General features: G+C 31.0%; 17 protein-coding genes. 10 read left to right on the forward strand and 7 right to left on the reverse strand.

Translation table 11 applies throughout. The annotated features are described in order from the left end of the window. Window positions 1-13: 13 nt before the first annotated feature. Complete coding sequence (gene dnaN / locus HNP65_RS02590) at window positions 14-1117, reverse strand: DNA polymerase III subunit beta (RefSeq protein WP_184618809.1); 1104 nt, start codon at window positions 1115-1117, stop codon at window positions 14-16. A gap of 137 nt (window positions 1118-1254) precedes the next feature. On the opposite strand from dnaN, the gene HNP65_RS02595 reads away from it, so the two are divergent. From HNP65_RS02595 to HNP65_RS02615, 5 genes are read left to right on the forward strand one after another with little or no spacing between them, the layout of a single operon-like run. Next, window positions 1255-1464, forward strand: coding sequence for a hypothetical protein (locus HNP65_RS02595; RefSeq protein ID WP_184618810.1), 210 nt, complete (start codon window positions 1255-1257; stop codon window positions 1462-1464). Between the two features lie 2 nt (window positions 1465-1466). Further along, window positions 1467-2246 carry a GTP cyclohydrolase FolE2 gene (folE2, locus tag HNP65_RS02600; protein WP_184618811.1) on the forward strand — a complete coding sequence of 260 codons (780 nt, stop codon included), beginning with the start codon at window positions 1467-1469 and terminating at the stop codon, window positions 2244-2246. 2 nt (window positions 2247-2248) lie between these two features. After that, window positions 2249-2566, forward strand: coding sequence for a L7Ae/L30e/S12e/Gadd45 family ribosomal protein (locus HNP65_RS02605; RefSeq protein ID WP_184618812.1), 318 nt, complete (start codon window positions 2249-2251; stop codon window positions 2564-2566). Between the two features lies 1 nt (window position 2567). Beyond that, window positions 2568-3416 (forward strand): GNAT family N-acetyltransferase, encoded by an 849-nt coding sequence (locus HNP65_RS02610; RefSeq protein WP_184618813.1) that lies wholly within the window; start codon window positions 2568-2570, stop codon window positions 3414-3416. A gap of 13 nt (window positions 3417-3429) precedes the next feature. Then, complete coding sequence (locus tag HNP65_RS02615; protein WP_184618814.1) at window positions 3430-4899, forward strand: carboxypeptidase M32; 1470 nt, start codon at window positions 3430-3432, stop codon at window positions 4897-4899. A gap of 35 nt (window positions 4900-4934) precedes the next feature. Here HNP65_RS02615 and asnS read toward each other — a convergent pair whose 3' ends face one another. The 4 genes from asnS to HNP65_RS02635 are packed head-to-tail and all read right to left on the reverse strand — an operon-like array spanning window position 4935 to window position 8102. Further along, window positions 4935-6230 carry an asparagine--tRNA ligase gene (asnS, locus tag HNP65_RS02620; RefSeq protein WP_184618815.1) on the reverse strand — a complete coding sequence of 432 codons (1296 nt, stop codon included), beginning with the start codon at window positions 6228-6230 and terminating at the stop codon, window positions 4935-4937. A gap of 24 nt (window positions 6231-6254) precedes the next feature. Next, window positions 6255-6959 (reverse strand): hypothetical protein, encoded by a 705-nt coding sequence (locus HNP65_RS02625; RefSeq protein WP_184618816.1) that lies wholly within the window; start codon window positions 6957-6959, stop codon window positions 6255-6257. Continuing rightward, window positions 6916-7716: an HAD family hydrolase gene (locus HNP65_RS02630; protein WP_184618817.1), complete on the reverse strand. Its 801-nt coding sequence runs from the start codon at window positions 7714-7716 to the stop codon at window positions 6916-6918. Before HNP65_RS02630 ends, HNP65_RS02625 begins: the two co-directional genes overlap by 44 nt. Further along, complete coding sequence (locus tag HNP65_RS02635) at window positions 7716-8102, reverse strand: methylglyoxal synthase (protein ID WP_184618818.1); 387 nt, start codon at window positions 8100-8102, stop codon at window positions 7716-7718. The genes HNP65_RS02630 and HNP65_RS02635 overlap by 1 nt, the downstream gene beginning before the upstream one ends. An 84-nt stretch (window positions 8103-8186) precedes the next feature. Here HNP65_RS02635 and HNP65_RS02640 point away from each other — a divergent pair, with 84 nt between their 5' ends. Further along, window positions 8187-9437, forward strand: coding sequence for an MFS transporter (locus HNP65_RS02640; RefSeq protein WP_184618819.1), 1251 nt, complete (start codon window positions 8187-8189; stop codon window positions 9435-9437). Here HNP65_RS02640 and HNP65_RS02645 read toward each other — a convergent pair. Both HNP65_RS02645 and HNP65_RS02650 read right to left on the reverse strand, forming a co-directional pair. Continuing rightward, a complete protein-coding gene (locus HNP65_RS02645) occupies window positions 9430-10068 on the reverse strand; it encodes an endonuclease III domain-containing protein (protein ID WP_343043461.1) in 639 nt (212 codons plus the stop codon). The genes HNP65_RS02640 and HNP65_RS02645 overlap by 8 nt on opposite strands. Beyond that, window positions 10065-10439: a Rid family detoxifying hydrolase gene (locus tag HNP65_RS02650; RefSeq protein WP_184618820.1), complete on the reverse strand. Its 375-nt coding sequence runs from the start codon at window positions 10437-10439 to the stop codon at window positions 10065-10067. Before HNP65_RS02650 ends, HNP65_RS02645 begins: the two co-directional genes overlap by 4 nt. Window positions 10440-10527: 88 nt before the next feature. Between HNP65_RS02650 and HNP65_RS02655 the strand changes: the two genes are divergently transcribed. The 4 genes from HNP65_RS02655 (at window position 10528) to HNP65_RS02670 (ending at window position 16462) form a co-directional block, all read left to right on the forward strand. Then, window positions 10528-11727, forward strand: a complete 1200-nt coding sequence (locus HNP65_RS02655) for a TM0106 family RecB-like putative nuclease (RefSeq protein ID WP_184618821.1) — start codon at window positions 10528-10530, stop codon at window positions 11725-11727. 318 nt (window positions 11728-12045) lie between these two features. Further along, entirely contained in the window at window positions 12046-13383 is a 1338-nt protein-coding gene (gene dnaB / locus HNP65_RS02660) for a replicative DNA helicase (protein ID WP_184618822.1), read from the forward strand. A 5-nt stretch (window positions 13384-13388) separates the two neighbouring features. Next, on the forward strand, window positions 13389-13865 hold the full coding sequence (coaD, locus tag HNP65_RS02665; RefSeq protein WP_184618823.1) for a pantetheine-phosphate adenylyltransferase: 477 nt from the start codon (window positions 13389-13391) through the stop codon (window positions 13863-13865). Window positions 13866-13870: 5 nt separating this feature from the next. Then, on the forward strand, window positions 13871-16462 hold the full coding sequence (locus tag HNP65_RS02670; RefSeq protein ID WP_184618824.1) for a TPR domain-containing glycosyltransferase: 2592 nt from the start codon (window positions 13871-13873) through the stop codon (window positions 16460-16462). The last annotated feature ends 155 nt before the right edge of the window (window positions 16463-16617 follow it).

Consider the following 16617-nt stretch of genomic DNA (forward strand, 5'->3'; position numbering starts at 1 on the left):
TTTTGACTCCTCCTTATGCCCTAACAGGCAAAACTATATAAAGATATTCCCCAACATTTTTAGAATTTATCTGCATTGGGCTTAGTTCATCAACAAAGTTAAAAACAACTTCTTCTTCCTCAATCTTTTTAACCGCTTCATTTAAAAACCTTGGATTAAAGTTAATGGTAATATCCTCTCCTTCTTTTTCTATAGGAATTTCTTCTATTACTTCTCCATATTCAGGGCTTTGACTACTGAGTTCCAATGTATCATCCAAAACTTTTAACTGAACTTTATCCGTTCCTCTCTTTGCAATGATCATTGTTCTTTTTAAACTCTCCAAAAATTGATCTTTATTAAAAACTATTCTAGATTTAAATGCTTTTGGAAGCACGCGCTTATAATCCGGGAATACTTCCTCTACAACTCTCATTATAACTGTTACATCTCCGGCATTAACAGCAAGTTTTTTGTGATCAAAATTTATAGTCAAAACTGGTTCATCTGTTTCTTTAATCAAGTTTTCTAATTCCTTCATGCTCTTTAGTGACAAAATAAAATCTATATCTGAATCAACTGTAATTTTCTGCTCAACAAGAGCTAGTCTATAACCATCACTTGCAACAAGTCTTAAATAATTATCTTTCAGTTCCCAATACACCCCGTTAAGCGCTCTCATAGCACTTTCAGTAGATGCACAAAAGATTACTCGATCAATCATTTCTTGCAAAATAGAAGTTTCAATCTCAAATTTTATACCTGTGTTTTCTAATTCAATACCTGGAAATTTTTCTGGTTCAGAATAAGTTGCTATATTAAAAGAGCTCTTCCCACTTTTAATATTTAATTTACCATTGTCATAATTCAAGATAATTTGATCATTATCAACATTTTTTACAATTTCTTCCAAAAGTTTTGCATCAACTGCAAATTGTCCTGAACCTTCTACTTCAGGTACATTAAGCTTTGAAACAACGAATGTCTGCATATCTGTAGAATAGATATTTAAATAATTATCTTCAACTTTAAATAGCAAACATTGTAAAATAGGATCTACTGTCTTTGAACCCACTGCTTGGGCAGCAACAGAAATCTTTTTTTCAAGCTCAGACCTCTGTATAGCAAGTTTTAACATCAAATCCCTCCTCACAATTTTCTTTCTTAAATTATTTTAACACAAATTATGTTAAAATAAAAAAGGAAAGTTAACTAATAAAAATTGGCAAGATGTTATATAATTGTGTTGAAATAAACAAAAGTAGAGGTGAGTTTATGCAAAGATTTTACCTAATACTTGCAACCATCTTTGCCTTTTTGTTTTTACTGACATTTTTTCATTTAAAAAGTTTAGATAACAAACTTGAATATTCGCAAAAATTAAATAAAGCGTATGAAATGTACGTAAATAAAGACCTTAGGTTTAAAGAATACATAGAAAACAACAATTTAGACGAATTAAAATATCTATTAGAAAGGAAGTAGGTATGAGGGACGTTCAAAGCGAAAGAGATGAAAGAAATGTACCATTAAAACACGTAGGTATTAAAAACTTAAAATATCCAGTTGTCGTTTTAGACAAAAAAAATAAAAATCAACATACTGTAGCTGAAATAAATATGTATGTTGACCTTCCAAAAGATTTTCGTGGCACACACATGAGTAGATTTTTAGAAGTATTAAATAAATTCCACCTTAAAATCGATCCAAAAAACATAAAGGCAATTTTGGATGAGCTAAAAAAGACACTTAAAGCCCAAAGTGCTTCTATAGAAATAATGTTTCCCTACTTTCTACAAAAAAAGGCACCGGTAACAAAAATTGAAAGCTATATGGAATACAAATGTGGCTTTAAGGCATATGATACAAACGAACAATATGAATTCTACATCGTTGTAGAAGTTCCCATTCAAACACTATGCCCCTGCTCAAAAGAAATAAGTAAATATAACGCTCACAATCAGAGGGCTCTTGCAAGAATTGAAGTTGAAACAAGTGAACTTATTTGGTTTGAAGATTTGATAGAATTAGCAGAAAGTTCTGCAAGTGTGCCGCTTTTTACCCTTCTCAAGAGACCTGACGAAAAATATGTTACTGAAAGAGCATATGAAAATCCAAAATTTGTAGAAGATGTTGCAAGGGATATCGCGCTCTCAATAAAGGAAAATAAGAAAATTAGATGGTTTAAAGTCGAAGTTGAAAGTTTTGAATCTATTCATAATCACAATGCTTATGCTTGTGTGGATTCAGACACAATGGAGGTGTAAACATGAACGAACAAAAAATACTCACACTTCTTGGATTTGCATCAAAAGCAAAAAAATTGGTATATGGAAAAGATAATATAAGAGATTATATAAAAAATCCAAAACTGAAAAATAAATTAATAATTATGGCAAAAGACACAGGAGAAAGAGTAAAAAAAGATATTAAAATAAGATGTGATATTTCAAAAGTTCCATTAATTGAATTTTCTGATAAAAAAACTATATCTAAAGCAACAGGTATGGAAAATGTTGCAGTAATTGGAATAATCGATGAAAATATGGTCAAAAGCATTTTAGAGTTTTATTCCAAGGGGGGATAAGATGAATCTCAAAATACTTACTTTAAATGAGTATTCCTTAATCGATTTTGTAAACTTAGTTAACAAAGTTTTCGAAGACTATACTGTACCAGTAAATTGGAACGTAATAAATTTTCAGCTTGATGCACGGGAAAATTCTATTTCACTTGAAGATAGTTTTATTTTCTTTAAAGGTGAAAAACCCGTAGGATTTATTGTAAACAGTATTAGAAGAGACCGCGCAAGAATAGACGCAATGGGTGTTGTAAAAGAAGAAAGAGGTACAGGTACAGCCTCATTTATCTTGGAACACGCAACAAATTATCTGAAATGGAAAGGTATCAAAAAAATCCTACTGGAAGTTATAACTAAAGACAAAAGAGCATATAGATTTTATGAAAAACATGGATTTAGAGAAAAAAGAAAATTACATTTGCTTGTAAACAAAGATTTAAAAACTGAAAATATTGAATATAGAGCAATAAAAGTTGAACCAAGGTACGTCTATACTTTATCACTAAATCTTGAAATCTCCGGCAGAACCACTAATTGGCAAAGAGAGCCAATTACTTTGTTATTAGCCGATGGAAGATACAATTATGTAAAGCTGGTTCATAATGGAAAAGAAGGATATTTGGTCTGGGGTAAAAACGAGGATAAAAGCACATATATAGTAGATTTGGGAACCAAGCATAATAATGAATGGGAAATTTTTGCAAAAATTGCTGTTGACTACCTTGTAAGAGAGACAAATTGCAAAATAATTTCTGCAACTTCTGTTCCGGAAAATGACCCCCTATATTCTGCACTCAAAAGTGCCGGTTTTACAAGCTTAATTGAGCAATCAGAAATGTATAAAAACATACATTAATTGGAGGGATTATATGCAAGAATTGAAAAATCATCTTAAAAAACTTTCAAAATTTGAAAGCGCTCTTTCGCTTCTTCACTGGGACATGGAAACCTATATGCCACCAAATGCAGTAGAAAAAAGAGCACAAATAATTGGTGAAATATCAGGCTATGTCTTCGAACAATTTATATCAGAAAAAACCCAAGAGTTAATTGAAAAAGCCCAGCCTAATGATGTAGAATCACAAGCCATATTAAGGTTGGTAAAAAAAGAATACGAAAGAATGAAAAAAATTCCAAAAGAGCTTTTTGTAGAACTTCAAATAGAAACTTCAAAAGCTCAGCAAGCATGGCAAAACGCAAAAAAAGAAAAAGATTTCAACTTATTTAAACCCAACTTAAAAAAGGTTGTAGAACTTGAAAAAAAGGTTATAGAAGTCCTTGGATATGAAGAAAATAAATATGATACACTCCTTGACCAATATGAACCAGGATTAAAAACAAAACAACTCAACGAAATCATTCCTCCATTAAGAAACTTCCTTATTGAATTCCTAGGAAAATTAAGTCAAGGGAAACAACCAAATACTGAAATTTTAAAAGGTGAATACGATGAAACTTTGCAAAAAAGACTTTCAGAAGAACTTTTAAAAGCTCTAAATTATGATTTTAATTCTGCAAGACTTGATGTTTCAGCCCATCCATTTACAATTTCAATATCTCACAATGATGTTAGGATCACAACAAGATTTGATAAGTTTGATATAAAAAATTCTATATTCAGTACAATTCACGAATGTGGCCATGCTTTATATGAACTTGGAATTCCAGAAGAATATAGAGAACTTCCAATTGGTGACGGTGCTTCAATGGGAATACATGAAAGTCAATCAAGATTTTGGGAAAATATTGTCGGACGAAGTTTTGAATTTTGGAAATTTATGTATCCAAAATTTGTAAAATATTTCCCCAGATTTGAAAAAATTGACATAAAAGATTTCTGGAGAGCAATAAACAAGGTAGAAAGATCACTAATAAGAACTGAAGCTGATGAAGTAACATACAATCTTCATATTATGATAAGGTTCGAGATAGAAGAAGCATTGATTAACGACAGAATAAATGTTGATGAACTACCTTTAATTTGGAATGAAAAGATGAAAGAATATTTAGGCATCTCACCTAAAAATGACAGCGAAGGAGTTCTCCAAGACGTTCATTGGGCTCACGGTTCATTTGGTTATTTCCCTTCATACATGCTTGGAAATCTTTTTGCAGCACAAATATTTAACCAAATGAAAAAAGATATTCCAGACTTTTATCAAAAAGTTGGAAACGGAGACTTTAAACCCATTTTAAACTGGCTCAGAGAAAAAATTCATTCAAAAGGAAAGGTATATCAGCCAATGGAGTTAATAAAGATGGTAACTGGCGAAACACTTAATCCACAGTATTTTATTGATTATATAAGCGAGAAATACAAAAAAGTTTACATGCTCTGATAGTAAAATTAAAGGGGGAAAATTCCCCCTTTAATTTATGGATGTACCCTATATAAAGTTCTAGGAAATGGTATAGCCTCTCTAATATGTTCAAGACCAGCTATCCATGCAATTGTTCTTTCAACACCAAGTCCAAACCCACTGTGAGGAACCGATCCAAACTTTCTTAAATCTAAATACCAATCGTATGATTCAACAGGAAGGTTAAATTCTTTCAATCTTTCAACCAAAAGATCGTAATCATGAATTCTTTGTGAAGCCCCTATTATTTCACCATATCCTTCAGGTGCTATCAAATCATCGCACAATACAACGTCTGGGTTATCCGGATCTGGCTGCATGTAAAATGCCTTTGCCTTTCTTGGATAATGTGTTACAAATACAGGTTTATCAAATTGCTTTGCTATTTCCGTTTCTTCATCTCCGCCAAAATCGTCTCCCCACTCAATATCATATCCTTTCTTTTGGAGCATTTTAACAGCCTCTGTATAAGTAATCCTTGGGAAAGGTGGTTCAATCTTTTCAAGTTTTGAAATGTCTCTATTTAAAGCTTCAAGATGCTCTCTTGCATTTTCAAGAACGTATTTTACTATATAGCTGACAAGGTTTTCCTGCAATTTAAGATTATCCTCATGCTCAAAATATGCAACCTCGGCTTCATTCATCCAAAATTCTATAAGGTGTCTTCTTGTCTTTGACTTTTCGGCCCTAAATGTCGGCCCTAAATTAAATACTCTCCCAAGAGCCATACATGCAGCCTCTAAATAAAGCTGCCCAGTTTGTGCAAGATACACCTTTCCATAGTCAAAATAATCTATCTCAAAAAGGTTACCTGCAGATTCACCGATTGCACCAGTGAAAATAGGTGTATCAACCTGAACAAAATCATTTTCCCAATAGAATTTTCTAATAGCTTTTAAAACTGCATCCCTTATATTTAAAATATGCATCTGTTTTCTAGAGCGAAGCCATAAGTGTCTGTGTTCCATCAAATAATCAATACTATGATCAGGCTTATTAATTGGGAAATCTTCCGTTGGAATCTGAACTGGAATTACCTCTTTTGCATGAATCTCCACCCCGCCTGGTGCTCTCTCTTCATTTTTCACCGTTCCTCTTACAATCAAAGATGATTCCATTCTAAGTTTTCTTGCATTTTTAAAAGTTTCTTCATCAACTGAAGATGCCTCAACAACCACTTGTACTATTCCTGTACCATCCCTCATATTAATAAATGCAATTTTTCCACTGCTTCTACTTCTCCAAACCCAACCTCTAAGCTCCACTTCTTTTCCAATATAATCCTTCAGATTTTTAATGTATACCCACACAAAATCCACCTCCCATTATTTTTCTCACCAAGGCCTTCTTCCAAGTGCGTTTTCATATCCATCCAATATATCTTTAGCAAATCTTAAAATCTCTTGGTCATCTGAAAAAACTAAAAGTCCAGATTCAATAAACGGTTCATTTACATGTATTTTTTTCTCGTCTGAAAGCTTAACAATTGAATTTTTTAGAAGTTTCTTTCTTATACCTTCCACATCAACATTTGTTATTTTCCAAGATAACTTTATACTATCAACATATTTTCCAATCTCATCATTTAAAAATACGCTTCCTTTATACCCTAACTCATTTAATAAAGTTTTTTTTACTTCACTATCAACAACAATTGGGTAAGTTGCATCTCTTGTATTCAAAGACACAACAACTTCCTTATCAAGGATTGTACCATCAAATATTGGAATCACACCAGCCGTTGCAAGACCTCTTGCAAAAAGAGAATATACATGGGCTGTAATGAATGCCGAGATATTTACTCTATTTAAAGGATCCTTGTCATCCTTACTTAATGTATCTAAAGCACCAACAACATACGCATTATATCCTTGTTGTTTTAAAAGATACCCTGCAGCAAGTCCTGCATCATATGAAAGAGTTAGGTCACCAAGGCTTCCAAGGCATAAAAGCGAAACATCTTTTAATATCTCATCTAAAGGTATTTTTGCAATGTTAGCCGGAAATAATGTCTGAAAAATAATTAGAAAGAGCAACATAAACACCATCTTCATCATTCGATGGCGCAATATAATCTGCCTCCTTTTTAAGTTCTTCAATAGCGTTTCCTACTGCCACTGAAAAATCGGCCATTTTAAACATTCCAATATCATTGTGATTATCACCAAAAACAACTATCTTTTGATCTCTGCAGTTTAACTTATCTATTAAATACTTTAAGGCTTCTGCCTTATTTACATTCTTTGGAACTATATCCAAAAATATATTCATGCTTTTAAATATATCAACGTTTAAATTCATTTTATCAAGTTCATCCTTTACATTATCTAGTACTTTTTCATCTGCTATGGAAAGTATTTTGGTGGGAAGTTTTTCTTTTGATAGTTTTACTAGATCTTCTACTATAAAATATTCTACATCTGCATGTCTAGCATAAGACTTTATATATTCATTATCCTCTTCTCCATATAATTTATCATCAACATATATTTGCCTATGTAGAGATTTTCCACGTAAAAACTCTATTATTTTCTTTGTTGACTCAAAATCTACACTTTTTTCAAATACCACACCTTTTTCTGGTATCCATACCATCCCACCATTGTATGCAATAACTGGAAAATCTTTTCCAAAAAATTTTCTTAAAAACTTTTTTACCGAAACAAGCATTCTACCACTTGCAAATATTACTGTGTGGTCATTTCTTTCAAGACTTTTAATTGCAACTACTGTTTCTTGAGAAACTGTATAATCACTCTTTAAAAGTGTTCCATCTATATCAAAAACGAATACCATTATTCTCCCCCTTCAAGTTTTCTTTTTATCTCTAAAACTAACCCTTCTGCAGTAGCAAGATTTGTCGCAAGCGGAATATTGTGAACATCACATACCCTCAAAAGTGCTGAAACATCTGGTTCATGAGGTTGTGCGGTAAGCGGATCTCTTAAAAAAATAACAAAATCAATCTCACCATTTACTATAAGTGAACCAATCTGTAAATCTCCTCCGTACGGACCTGACTCAAGCTTTGTAACCTTTAAACCTATCTTTTGTTCAATAATCTTTCCAGTACTTTTTGTAGCATAAAGCTTGCATTTTTCAAAGACACTTTTCCATTCTTTGACAAACATTGCAAGGTCAAGTTTTTTGTTATCATGAGCAATTAATGCTACATTTAGCATAATTTTCACCTCTTTTTACTTGTTTACAATTATTATATCACAGCTGTGATATAATAATATAGAATTTTTCAAAGGGGGGATTGTGTGAAAAACTATAAAAAGCTGTTTTTACTAGGTTTTGGTTTTTTTGGAATAAGTATCGTCTGGCCGTTGTATAACGCCTATATCCCAATTTTTCTAAAAGATTTCTCCCTTTCATCAACCAGTATCGGTTTTGTAATGACCATTGACAACATTTTTGCCATATTTATGTTACCTCTTATCGGTGTATTAAGCGATCAAACAAGAACTAGACTTGGAAGGCGTATGCCATATATTTTGATTGGTGCCCCACTTGGTGCTTTATTTTTCTCATTAATTCCATTTGCTAGAGAAATGCATCTTCTGTGGTTTTTCATGCTGAATATTATTTTTATGAACTTTTTTATGGCCCTTTTTAGATCCCCTGTTATAGCACTTATGCCAGATATAACTCCTCCAAAGTATAGAAGTCAAGCAAATGGAATAATTAATTTCATGGGCGGGCTTGGCGCACTTCTTGCATATTTTGCAGGAAAACCACTCTATGACAAAAATTATGCTTTACCATTTTGGCTTGGTGCACTAATAATGCTAATTGCACTAATGCTTGTTGTAGTATTTATAAAAGAAGACGAAAAGTACAAAATTAAAGAAGATAAGAAAAAGAAAATAGGCAACGTCTTTTCAAAAAGTTTTTCAGAGTTAAAGGTAAATCTAAAGGAAGTATTTTTATCAAAAGAAAAAAGTCTTTTGATGATTTTACTTTCCATACTTTTTTGGTTTATAGGATACAACGCTCTTGAGACGTTCTTTACAAGTTATGCAAAGTTTAGAATAGGAATTAGCGAAAGTACAGGAGCATTTATACTAGGCTTTTTCTCTCTAACATTTATGCTCTTTTCCATTCCCGCAGGTTTCATTGGAGCAAAGATTGGAAGAAAAAAGACCATGACAATTGGTCTTTCAATAGTAATACTTATTTCAATCTTATCAATTGCAAGTGTAAATATGATAAACAATACAAGTCTTGTAACTCGTTTATTATTTATCTATTTTGCACTTGGCGGAATAGGTTGGGGAATGGTTAACGTAAATTCACTTCCAACAGTAGTAGATATGACAACTGAAGAAAAACTGGGGGGTTACACCGGACTTTATTACTTCTTCTCTATGAGTGCGAATATAATTGCACCTCCACTTGCAGGATTTTTTATAGACATTTTAGGATACGATTCGTTACTTTATTTTTCAATAGCATCATTCTTTGTAGCAACTATTACTTTGCAATTTGTTAGAAGAGGCGATGTTAAATAGATTTTTTACAATTATCGGAAATTTTACACTCACTGCAAATGGGATTTTTCCTACAAACCGCTTTAGAGTGTTCAACAATCAATCCATGAAGTTCTTGAAATAATTTGACATCTTTAGGATAATTTTCGTAGAAAAGACTTTGAACATCATCGTACTCTGACAAATTAATACCATACATCCTTTTTAAAAGCCTTTTTGTATAAGCATCAACAACAAAAACTGGTATTTCAAATGCATAAAGCAAAATGGAATCGGCCGTTTCCTTGCCGATTCCATTTATTTTCAAAAGCTTTTCTCGAAGATTTTTTAATCCTTTTATCTTAGAAAGCTCAAAATCATATTCTTTAAGAAATGAAAGTAAATTCTTTAACCGCCTTGCTTTTAAGTTATAAAACCCAGCCGGTTTAATTAACTCTGCTAAATAGTCAACTGGCAATTCATACAAATACTCAAGCAAATTTTCTTTAGTTTTATTTTTATAAATATTTTCAAGTGCTCTTTCAACATTCCTCCAATTCGTATTTTGAGTTAAAACCGCAGTAACAACTATTTCTTCAGAAGTTCCAGGCCACCACTTTCCAACATTATCGTATGCTTTTAATAATAATTTATACAAGTCCTTCAATATTATACCTCCGCTACTGCCTCTATCTCTATATCTGAATCTTTTGGTAGATTTGAAACTTCAACTACCGCTCTTGCGGGTTTGTGACCATTTAAAAGCTTCTCATATATTTCATTAAATTCAGAAAATTTTGACATATCCCTTATATACACATTAACTTTAACCAACTTATCAAGGCTACTTCCTGCTTCTTTTAATATATTTTCCATATTTTTTATAATAACTTCCGTTGCACGTTTTATATCCCCTTTTATCAATTCACCCGTTTCAACAACTATTGGAAGTTGTCCTGATACAAAAACAAAACCATTACTTTTTACAGCTATTGAATAAGGTCCTACTGCCTTTGGTGCATTACTTGGATTAATAAACTCCATTTTCCCACCTCCCCTAATTTTTTCCAAGAAAATTATAACACATAGTGATATAATTATTTTTGAAATATTTTTTAGATTGGAGGATATAATGCAATTTTGCGTTTCAAAAATCAGAACCCTTTTATTTTGTCCCAAAAAATTCCTTAATGAATCAAAAGAAGAAGTTTTTCATGACCCTTATCTTGAAAAAAAGACAAAAAAAGTAATTAAAAACGGTGGAAAAATTAAAAAGGGAATTTTATCTACAAGACTTTTTAATTTTGAGCTTATTGCTTCAAATGTAGAAGTAATTTCTAATAACATTGAAATTTTTATCATTTCTCATAGAAATGGTAAAAAACTCTACCAATATCATTACATAGAAGCTGCTGCATATGGATATATTTTTTCAAAATACACAGAAAAGAAAATAAATGTTATCTTTAAAAGCAAATATTACAACATAACAATGCCCTGGAAAAAATATCTAAAAGATTTTATTGATATAGTTGAAGAATTAAAAAATTACAAAGAAATAAGCCCCAGGATAAACCCCGAATGTAAATTTTGCAAATATAACCTTGAATGCACAAACATCCTAATTAAAGAAAAAAATCTTTCACTACTTCGTGGAATTGGTAGTGCAAAACTGGAAAAATTATTTGAGCATAACATTTTCACGTTAGATGATCTAATAAAAAACAAAGAGGTAGTTGAGAATATATTTGGAGAAAAAGGAAAAAGATTAATACTGCAAGCAACCGCTTTTATTGAAAATAAGCCTATTTTAATCTCAAAAGTTGAAAGATTAAAAAACGGAATATTCTTAGATATTGAAAGCTATCACGATTTTCATTTTTTGTTTGGAATTTTAAAAGATAATGAATATATTCCATTTTTTTCTTACAAAAAAGAAGATGAAGAAAAAACTTTTCTACAGCTAATAGACTTTTTAATAAAACAAAACGCTCCAATTTACCATTATTTTAACTATGAACCAATTCAAATTAAAAAACTTGCCACAAAATACAAAGTGAAAAATAAAGTCAAATTTGAATTTATTGATATATACAAAATAATATCTAATAGTTTAGCAATACCAACAATTTCTTACTCGCTAAAAGTTCTAGCAAAATACTTTGGATTTGAGTGGAGAACAAATTTAAATGGGAGTAGCGTCATACAAAAATTTGAAGAATACAAAAAGTCAAAAGACAAAAAAATACTAAAAGAAATATTAATGTATAACGAAGATGACGTTAAAGCAACCAAACTATTATTTGATATTGTTAACCAATTTTCAAAATAGTTTTTCTCTCTGATAAATATGTTAACGTATTTATTAATGAAGATAAATGGAATTTTATTAAAATTTTCACAAAAATATAGAAAAATATCAGAATTTTAACATTTTTTAGAGAATGTTTTATATTACTTAATCTTAACTTTTTTAACCTAATCTTTGTTTTAGATGTGTTGAGATGTAACAATTGCTATGTTATCTTATAAGCAGAGCAGCGACCCCCTATCCCCCCTTGGAACCATTTTCCAAGAAATAGGCCCCAGATTGAAAAATCTGGGGCTTTATTTTTATGGTATAATCTTTTTCGAACAAAGGAGGAAAAGTATGAAAAATGCCCCACACAGTATAGAGGCTGAACAAGCGATATTAGGTAGTATATTAATAGATCCCGAAACAATTGAAAACATTATTTCAATTGTTAGCTCAAGAGATTTTTTCGATCCAAGGCATGCCGAAATATTCAAGGCTATAGAAGAACTATACGATGAGGGTATTCCAATTGATGTAATATCAATTTGTGACCGCCTTAAAACTAAGGGAAAACTTGAAATGGTAGGCGGAGAAATTTATGTTGCACAGCTTGCAGATATAGTACCAACATCTGCACATGCAGAGATGTACGCACAAATCGTTAGGGATAAATCGGTTTTGAGGGCACTCATAAACGCTGCATCCAAGGTAGTAGAAGATGCCATGTCTGATAGAGATGTGGACGACATCTTAGATAATGCAGAAAGAGTAATTTTTGAAATAGCTGAATCAAAAACTTCAAAAACATACCTTTCGATGGACACTATCCTGCATGAAGTTTTCGAAAATTTAGAAAATTTACGAACGAAGGTAAAAGACGGAATAACTAGCTTAATTACTGGTATTCCAACAGGTTTTAAAAAACTAGACGAAATGACATCAGGATTTCATAAATCTGATCTTATTATCTTGGCAGCAAGGCCTAGTGTTGGTAAAACAGCATTTGCACTTAATATAGCAAAAAACATGGCATTACACGCAAAAGCGCCTGTTGGCATTTTCAGTCTTGAAATGAGTAAAGAGCAGCTTGCACAAAGGCTCCTTGGAATGGAAGCATTAATTGAACTTCAAAAAATAAGACGTGGAACATTGAGCGATGAAGAATGGCAAAGGTTGTTGACTGCAACTGGTAAACTCTACAAAGCAAATATAATAGTCGACGATGAAGCAAATCTTGACCCAAGATCACTTCGTGCAAAGGCAAGAAGAATGAAAAAAGAATATGGAATCGAAGCTATCTTTATAGATTATCTTCAATTGATGAGCATAAAATCATATAGAGAAAACAGGCAACAAGAAATATCTGAAATTTCTAGGTCTCTTAAACTTCTTGCTAGAGAACTTGACGTGTCAATAATTGCTTTATCACAACTTTCTCGTGCTGTTGAACAACGTGAAGATAAAAGGCCAAGACTGAGTGATCTAAGAGAGTCCGGTTCAATAGAGCAAGATGCTGATATGGTGTTATTCTTATATAGAGAGCAATATTACAAAAAAGAAAAAACACTTGATCCACACGAAACAGAAATCATTATAGGAAAGCAGAGAAACGGACCTATTGGTACCGTTACTCTCTTATTTGATCCTAAATTTACCGCATTCTTTGAAGTTGATCCAACACATGGAGGGTGATCATTTTGAAGGCTATTTATCCTGGTTCTTTTGACCCAATAACCTTTGGACATTTAGATATAATTAAAAGAGCTTCAAAAATTTTTTCAGAAGTTTTTGTTGTAGTTATGGAAAACAAAAGAAAAAAATACACCTTTAGCCTTGATGAAAGAATTGAAATGATAAAAGAATGTACAAATAATATAACAAATATAAAGGTTGATTATTTTAACGGACTTTTAATTGATTATCTTCAAAAAAATAAAATTGATGTAATTATACGTGGTCTTCGTGCTGTTACTGATTTTGAATATGAACTTCAAATGGCCATGGCAAATAAAGAAATGTGCCCACATACTGACACAGTTTTTTTAATGACTGATAAAAAATATTCATTTATATCATCAAGTCTTGTGAAGGAAGTAGCTTATTTTGGTGGAGATATTTCAAGATGGGTTCCAAAAAATGTTGAAAAAAAACTAATACAAAAACTCAGGGAGTGAAAATTATGAAAAAATGTCTTCTTTCCGTTGCAATGATAGTAAAAGATGAAGAGCATAATATAAGAAGGGCTCTAGAAAGTATTAAAGATATTGCTGATGAAATTGTGGTAGTTGATACCGGCTCAACAGACAAAACTCCTGAAATAGTAAGAGAATACACTGATAAACTTTATTTTCACCCTTGGGAAGGAAATTTTTCAAAGGCAAGAAACCAATCACTTAAATATCCAACTTGTGAATGGGTTCTCATATTTGACGCCGACGAAGAAGTCAAAGAAGATTTTAAAGGAATAAGGAATTTTCTAGAAAATCTCCCAAATGATGTAAATACTGTATATCTCCCCACTTTAAGCTATCTTGACTGGGATTTTAAAAAAACTGAAATAGCTTCTACCCCTAGAGTTTTTAGAAATGGCACGATATATTATAAAAATATTATCCACAATCAACCTGTATACAAAGGAAAAGTTGTAAATGCTCCCTTTACGATATACCACTATGGTTATATCTGGACAAGGAAACTTCGTATACAAAAATATAACAGAACAAGAACTCTAATATTAAAGCACCTTGAAAACAAAAATTTAAATCCTGTAGAAAAGATTTATTATCTTGTCCAACTTTACAAAACTGAAAATTTATCAAAATATAAAAATAGGAAAATAGAAGTTGGATGGAAAACATTAAAGGAAATAGAAAAAATAGGTAAAATTCCGGCAATAGGTCTTGAATTTCTCTTCTTATTTGGAATGGATGCACTAAATAAAGAAAATCTAGAACTTGCAGAAAATTTATTTAACAAAGCAATAGAAGCTGTTCCAAAATACCCTGATCCGTATTATGGTCTAACAGGAGTTTACGAAAAAAAAGACGATCTTGAAAGCCAATATAAATATGCAAAACTATTTTTAGAAAAAATTGAGTATGCTGAAAAGCACCCTGAAGAATTTGAATGGACTATAATAGGCTTTAAACATAAAGGAACTGCAAACGCAGTCATTACAAAATACTTTCTGAAAAATAAGGATAAAAAAAATTTTGAAAATAACCTTAGAAAAACAATTGAATTTGCAAAAGCAACAGGGGAAAATATTAAAAGATTAATCAATATTATATTACAAGAGTGCTTAAAAATAAATGACATTGATTTTCTAAAAAGCATAAAATCTTCCTATGAATATATTTTAAATGTTTTAGTTGAAAACAATATTAATATCGATATTTGGAAAACCGCTTTTAAGTTTTTGGACAACAATATTAAGCTAGATGTAAATCTTTTAGAAAAATTTGTACAAACTGATTTTCAAAACTTTGTTATAAAATCCCAAAAAGAGGGTGGAGATTTTCTTCTAGAATTTATATTCAAAAATGACTTTGAAAACAATATAAAAACTTTGAATGAAGTATTGTTTTTATTTAAATATTTTAACGGTCCAAAAGAAAAATTATTAAAACTACTTGCAAACATCAGAAAGAATTTCCCAGAAGACATTCAAGGAATCATATATTCATTAATTGGTGATATATATCTAAAACTTTCCAATTTTTCTGCGGCTATTTCGTCCTACAAAAAAGCTATTGAATTGAATAAAGATATTTCAAACTTTATTAAACCTGTACTTGATGATCTAAAAACAAGACTTGATCCAAATATAGATGGAGTTTTTGAAGAAATTTTAAACTATTACACAAAACACAAAGAATTAATTTTAACTATTGATGTTGATGAAATTGAATTAAAATACCTTAATCTAATTTCAAATACAGATTATGCAAAATATGTTGCTTCTATAAATTGCTATGATATAGATAGAAAGCTGAGACTTTTAAACGAAATCAAAAACAAAGATGAATTTCCATTCTATTATTATAGACTTGCAAAAATTTACGAAGAAAAAGAAGATTTTGAAAAAGCATTTTCAACTCACATTAAAGCCTGTGAAGAAAATCATAAAATAGCAGATTTAAAACTCGGCATGTACGAATATGATGGTTTTTATCCTAATTCAACTTACGCATTTATGAAAAATTCAGATAAAATAGTTTGGTGTAAAAATATAAGTGAAAAACTTTCAGGATTTGGCATAATTCAGCCAATTAGAATGTGGAAAAAGACAGAGAAATTCTATTATGCTTATCCATATCCTACAAATGATGCAATAAAAATCGCTAAAAAAAGACGAAAAAAGTTAATTAAAGATTGGCCATTTAAGATTGACGACGAAATTATATTTAACTCCTTAGCTAAATTGAATGAAAATAGTATATACATAATAGAAAATGAAGAAGTCCCAGAATATTTGCTAAAAGAGCTCGAAATAAATAATTCAAAAGAAAGCAGTGCATTATTTTCAATAAATACAGTCCATGTCGAACCTGAACTTTCAAAAATAATACCAAAATACATTAAAAAAGGAATAATCATTTATTTTGAACCAAACTTTGATGATAAAGATGATATAGTTTTCTTCAATCCTGAATTTAAAATTCTCAGAAGTACAAATCAGATAAAAAATGAGTTAACTGAACTTGGCTTTAAAGTAGTAAAAATAACTGCAGTAAAAAATATAAGAATTTTATCCTTTGAAAAAAGCTAAAAATATTTTTTTAATTTCCGATAATCTAAATGGTTTAGAGTGCCTTGGACAAAAATAAAAACCACATGGAGGTGGGGAAGGTATGAGAATTAATCATAACATAAGTGCATTAAACGCTTGGAGAAGTATTGGTCAAACCAACATGGCTATGAGTA

Source organism: Thermosipho japonicus (assembly GCF_014201655.1).
Lineage (GTDB): Bacteria > Thermotogota > Thermotogae > Thermotogales > Fervidobacteriaceae > Thermosipho > Thermosipho japonicus.

What these genes read in the sequence shown, in the direction of transcription:
- dnaN (WP_184618809.1), bottom strand. Translation starts at nt 1,117, where the DNA reads ATGTTAAAACTTGCTATACAGAGGTCTGAGCTTGAAAAAAAGATTTCT.
- HNP65_RS02595 (WP_184618810.1), top strand. Translation starts at nt 1,255, where the DNA reads ATGCAAAGATTTTACCTAATACTTGCAACCATCTTTGCCTTTTTGTTT.
- folE2 (WP_184618811.1), top strand. Translation starts at nt 1,467, where the DNA reads ATGAGGGACGTTCAAAGCGAAAGAGATGAAAGAAATGTACCATTAAAA.
- HNP65_RS02605 (WP_184618812.1), top strand. Translation starts at nt 2,249, where the DNA reads ATGAACGAACAAAAAATACTCACACTTCTTGGATTTGCATCAAAAGCA.
- HNP65_RS02610 (WP_184618813.1), top strand. Translation starts at nt 2,568, where the DNA reads ATGAATCTCAAAATACTTACTTTAAATGAGTATTCCTTAATCGATTTT.
- HNP65_RS02615 (WP_184618814.1), top strand. Translation starts at nt 3,430, where the DNA reads ATGCAAGAATTGAAAAATCATCTTAAAAAACTTTCAAAATTTGAAAGC.
- HNP65_RS02625 (WP_184618816.1), bottom strand. Translation starts at nt 6,959, where the DNA reads ATGTTGCTCTTTCTAATTATTTTTCAGACATTATTTCCGGCTAACATT.
- HNP65_RS02630 (WP_184618817.1), bottom strand. Translation starts at nt 7,716, where the DNA reads ATGGTATTCGTTTTTGATATAGATGGAACACTTTTAAAGAGTGATTAT.
- HNP65_RS02635 (WP_184618818.1), bottom strand. Translation starts at nt 8,102, where the DNA reads ATGCTAAATGTAGCATTAATTGCTCATGATAACAAAAAACTTGACCTT.
- HNP65_RS02650 (WP_184618820.1), bottom strand. Translation starts at nt 10,439, where the DNA reads ATGGAGTTTATTAATCCAAGTAATGCACCAAAGGCAGTAGGACCTTAT.
- HNP65_RS02655 (WP_184618821.1), top strand. Translation starts at nt 10,528, where the DNA reads ATGCAATTTTGCGTTTCAAAAATCAGAACCCTTTTATTTTGTCCCAAA.
- dnaB (WP_184618822.1), top strand. Translation starts at nt 12,046, where the DNA reads ATGAAAAATGCCCCACACAGTATAGAGGCTGAACAAGCGATATTAGGT.
- HNP65_RS02670 (WP_184618824.1), top strand. Translation starts at nt 13,871, where the DNA reads ATGAAAAAATGTCTTCTTTCCGTTGCAATGATAGTAAAAGATGAAGAG.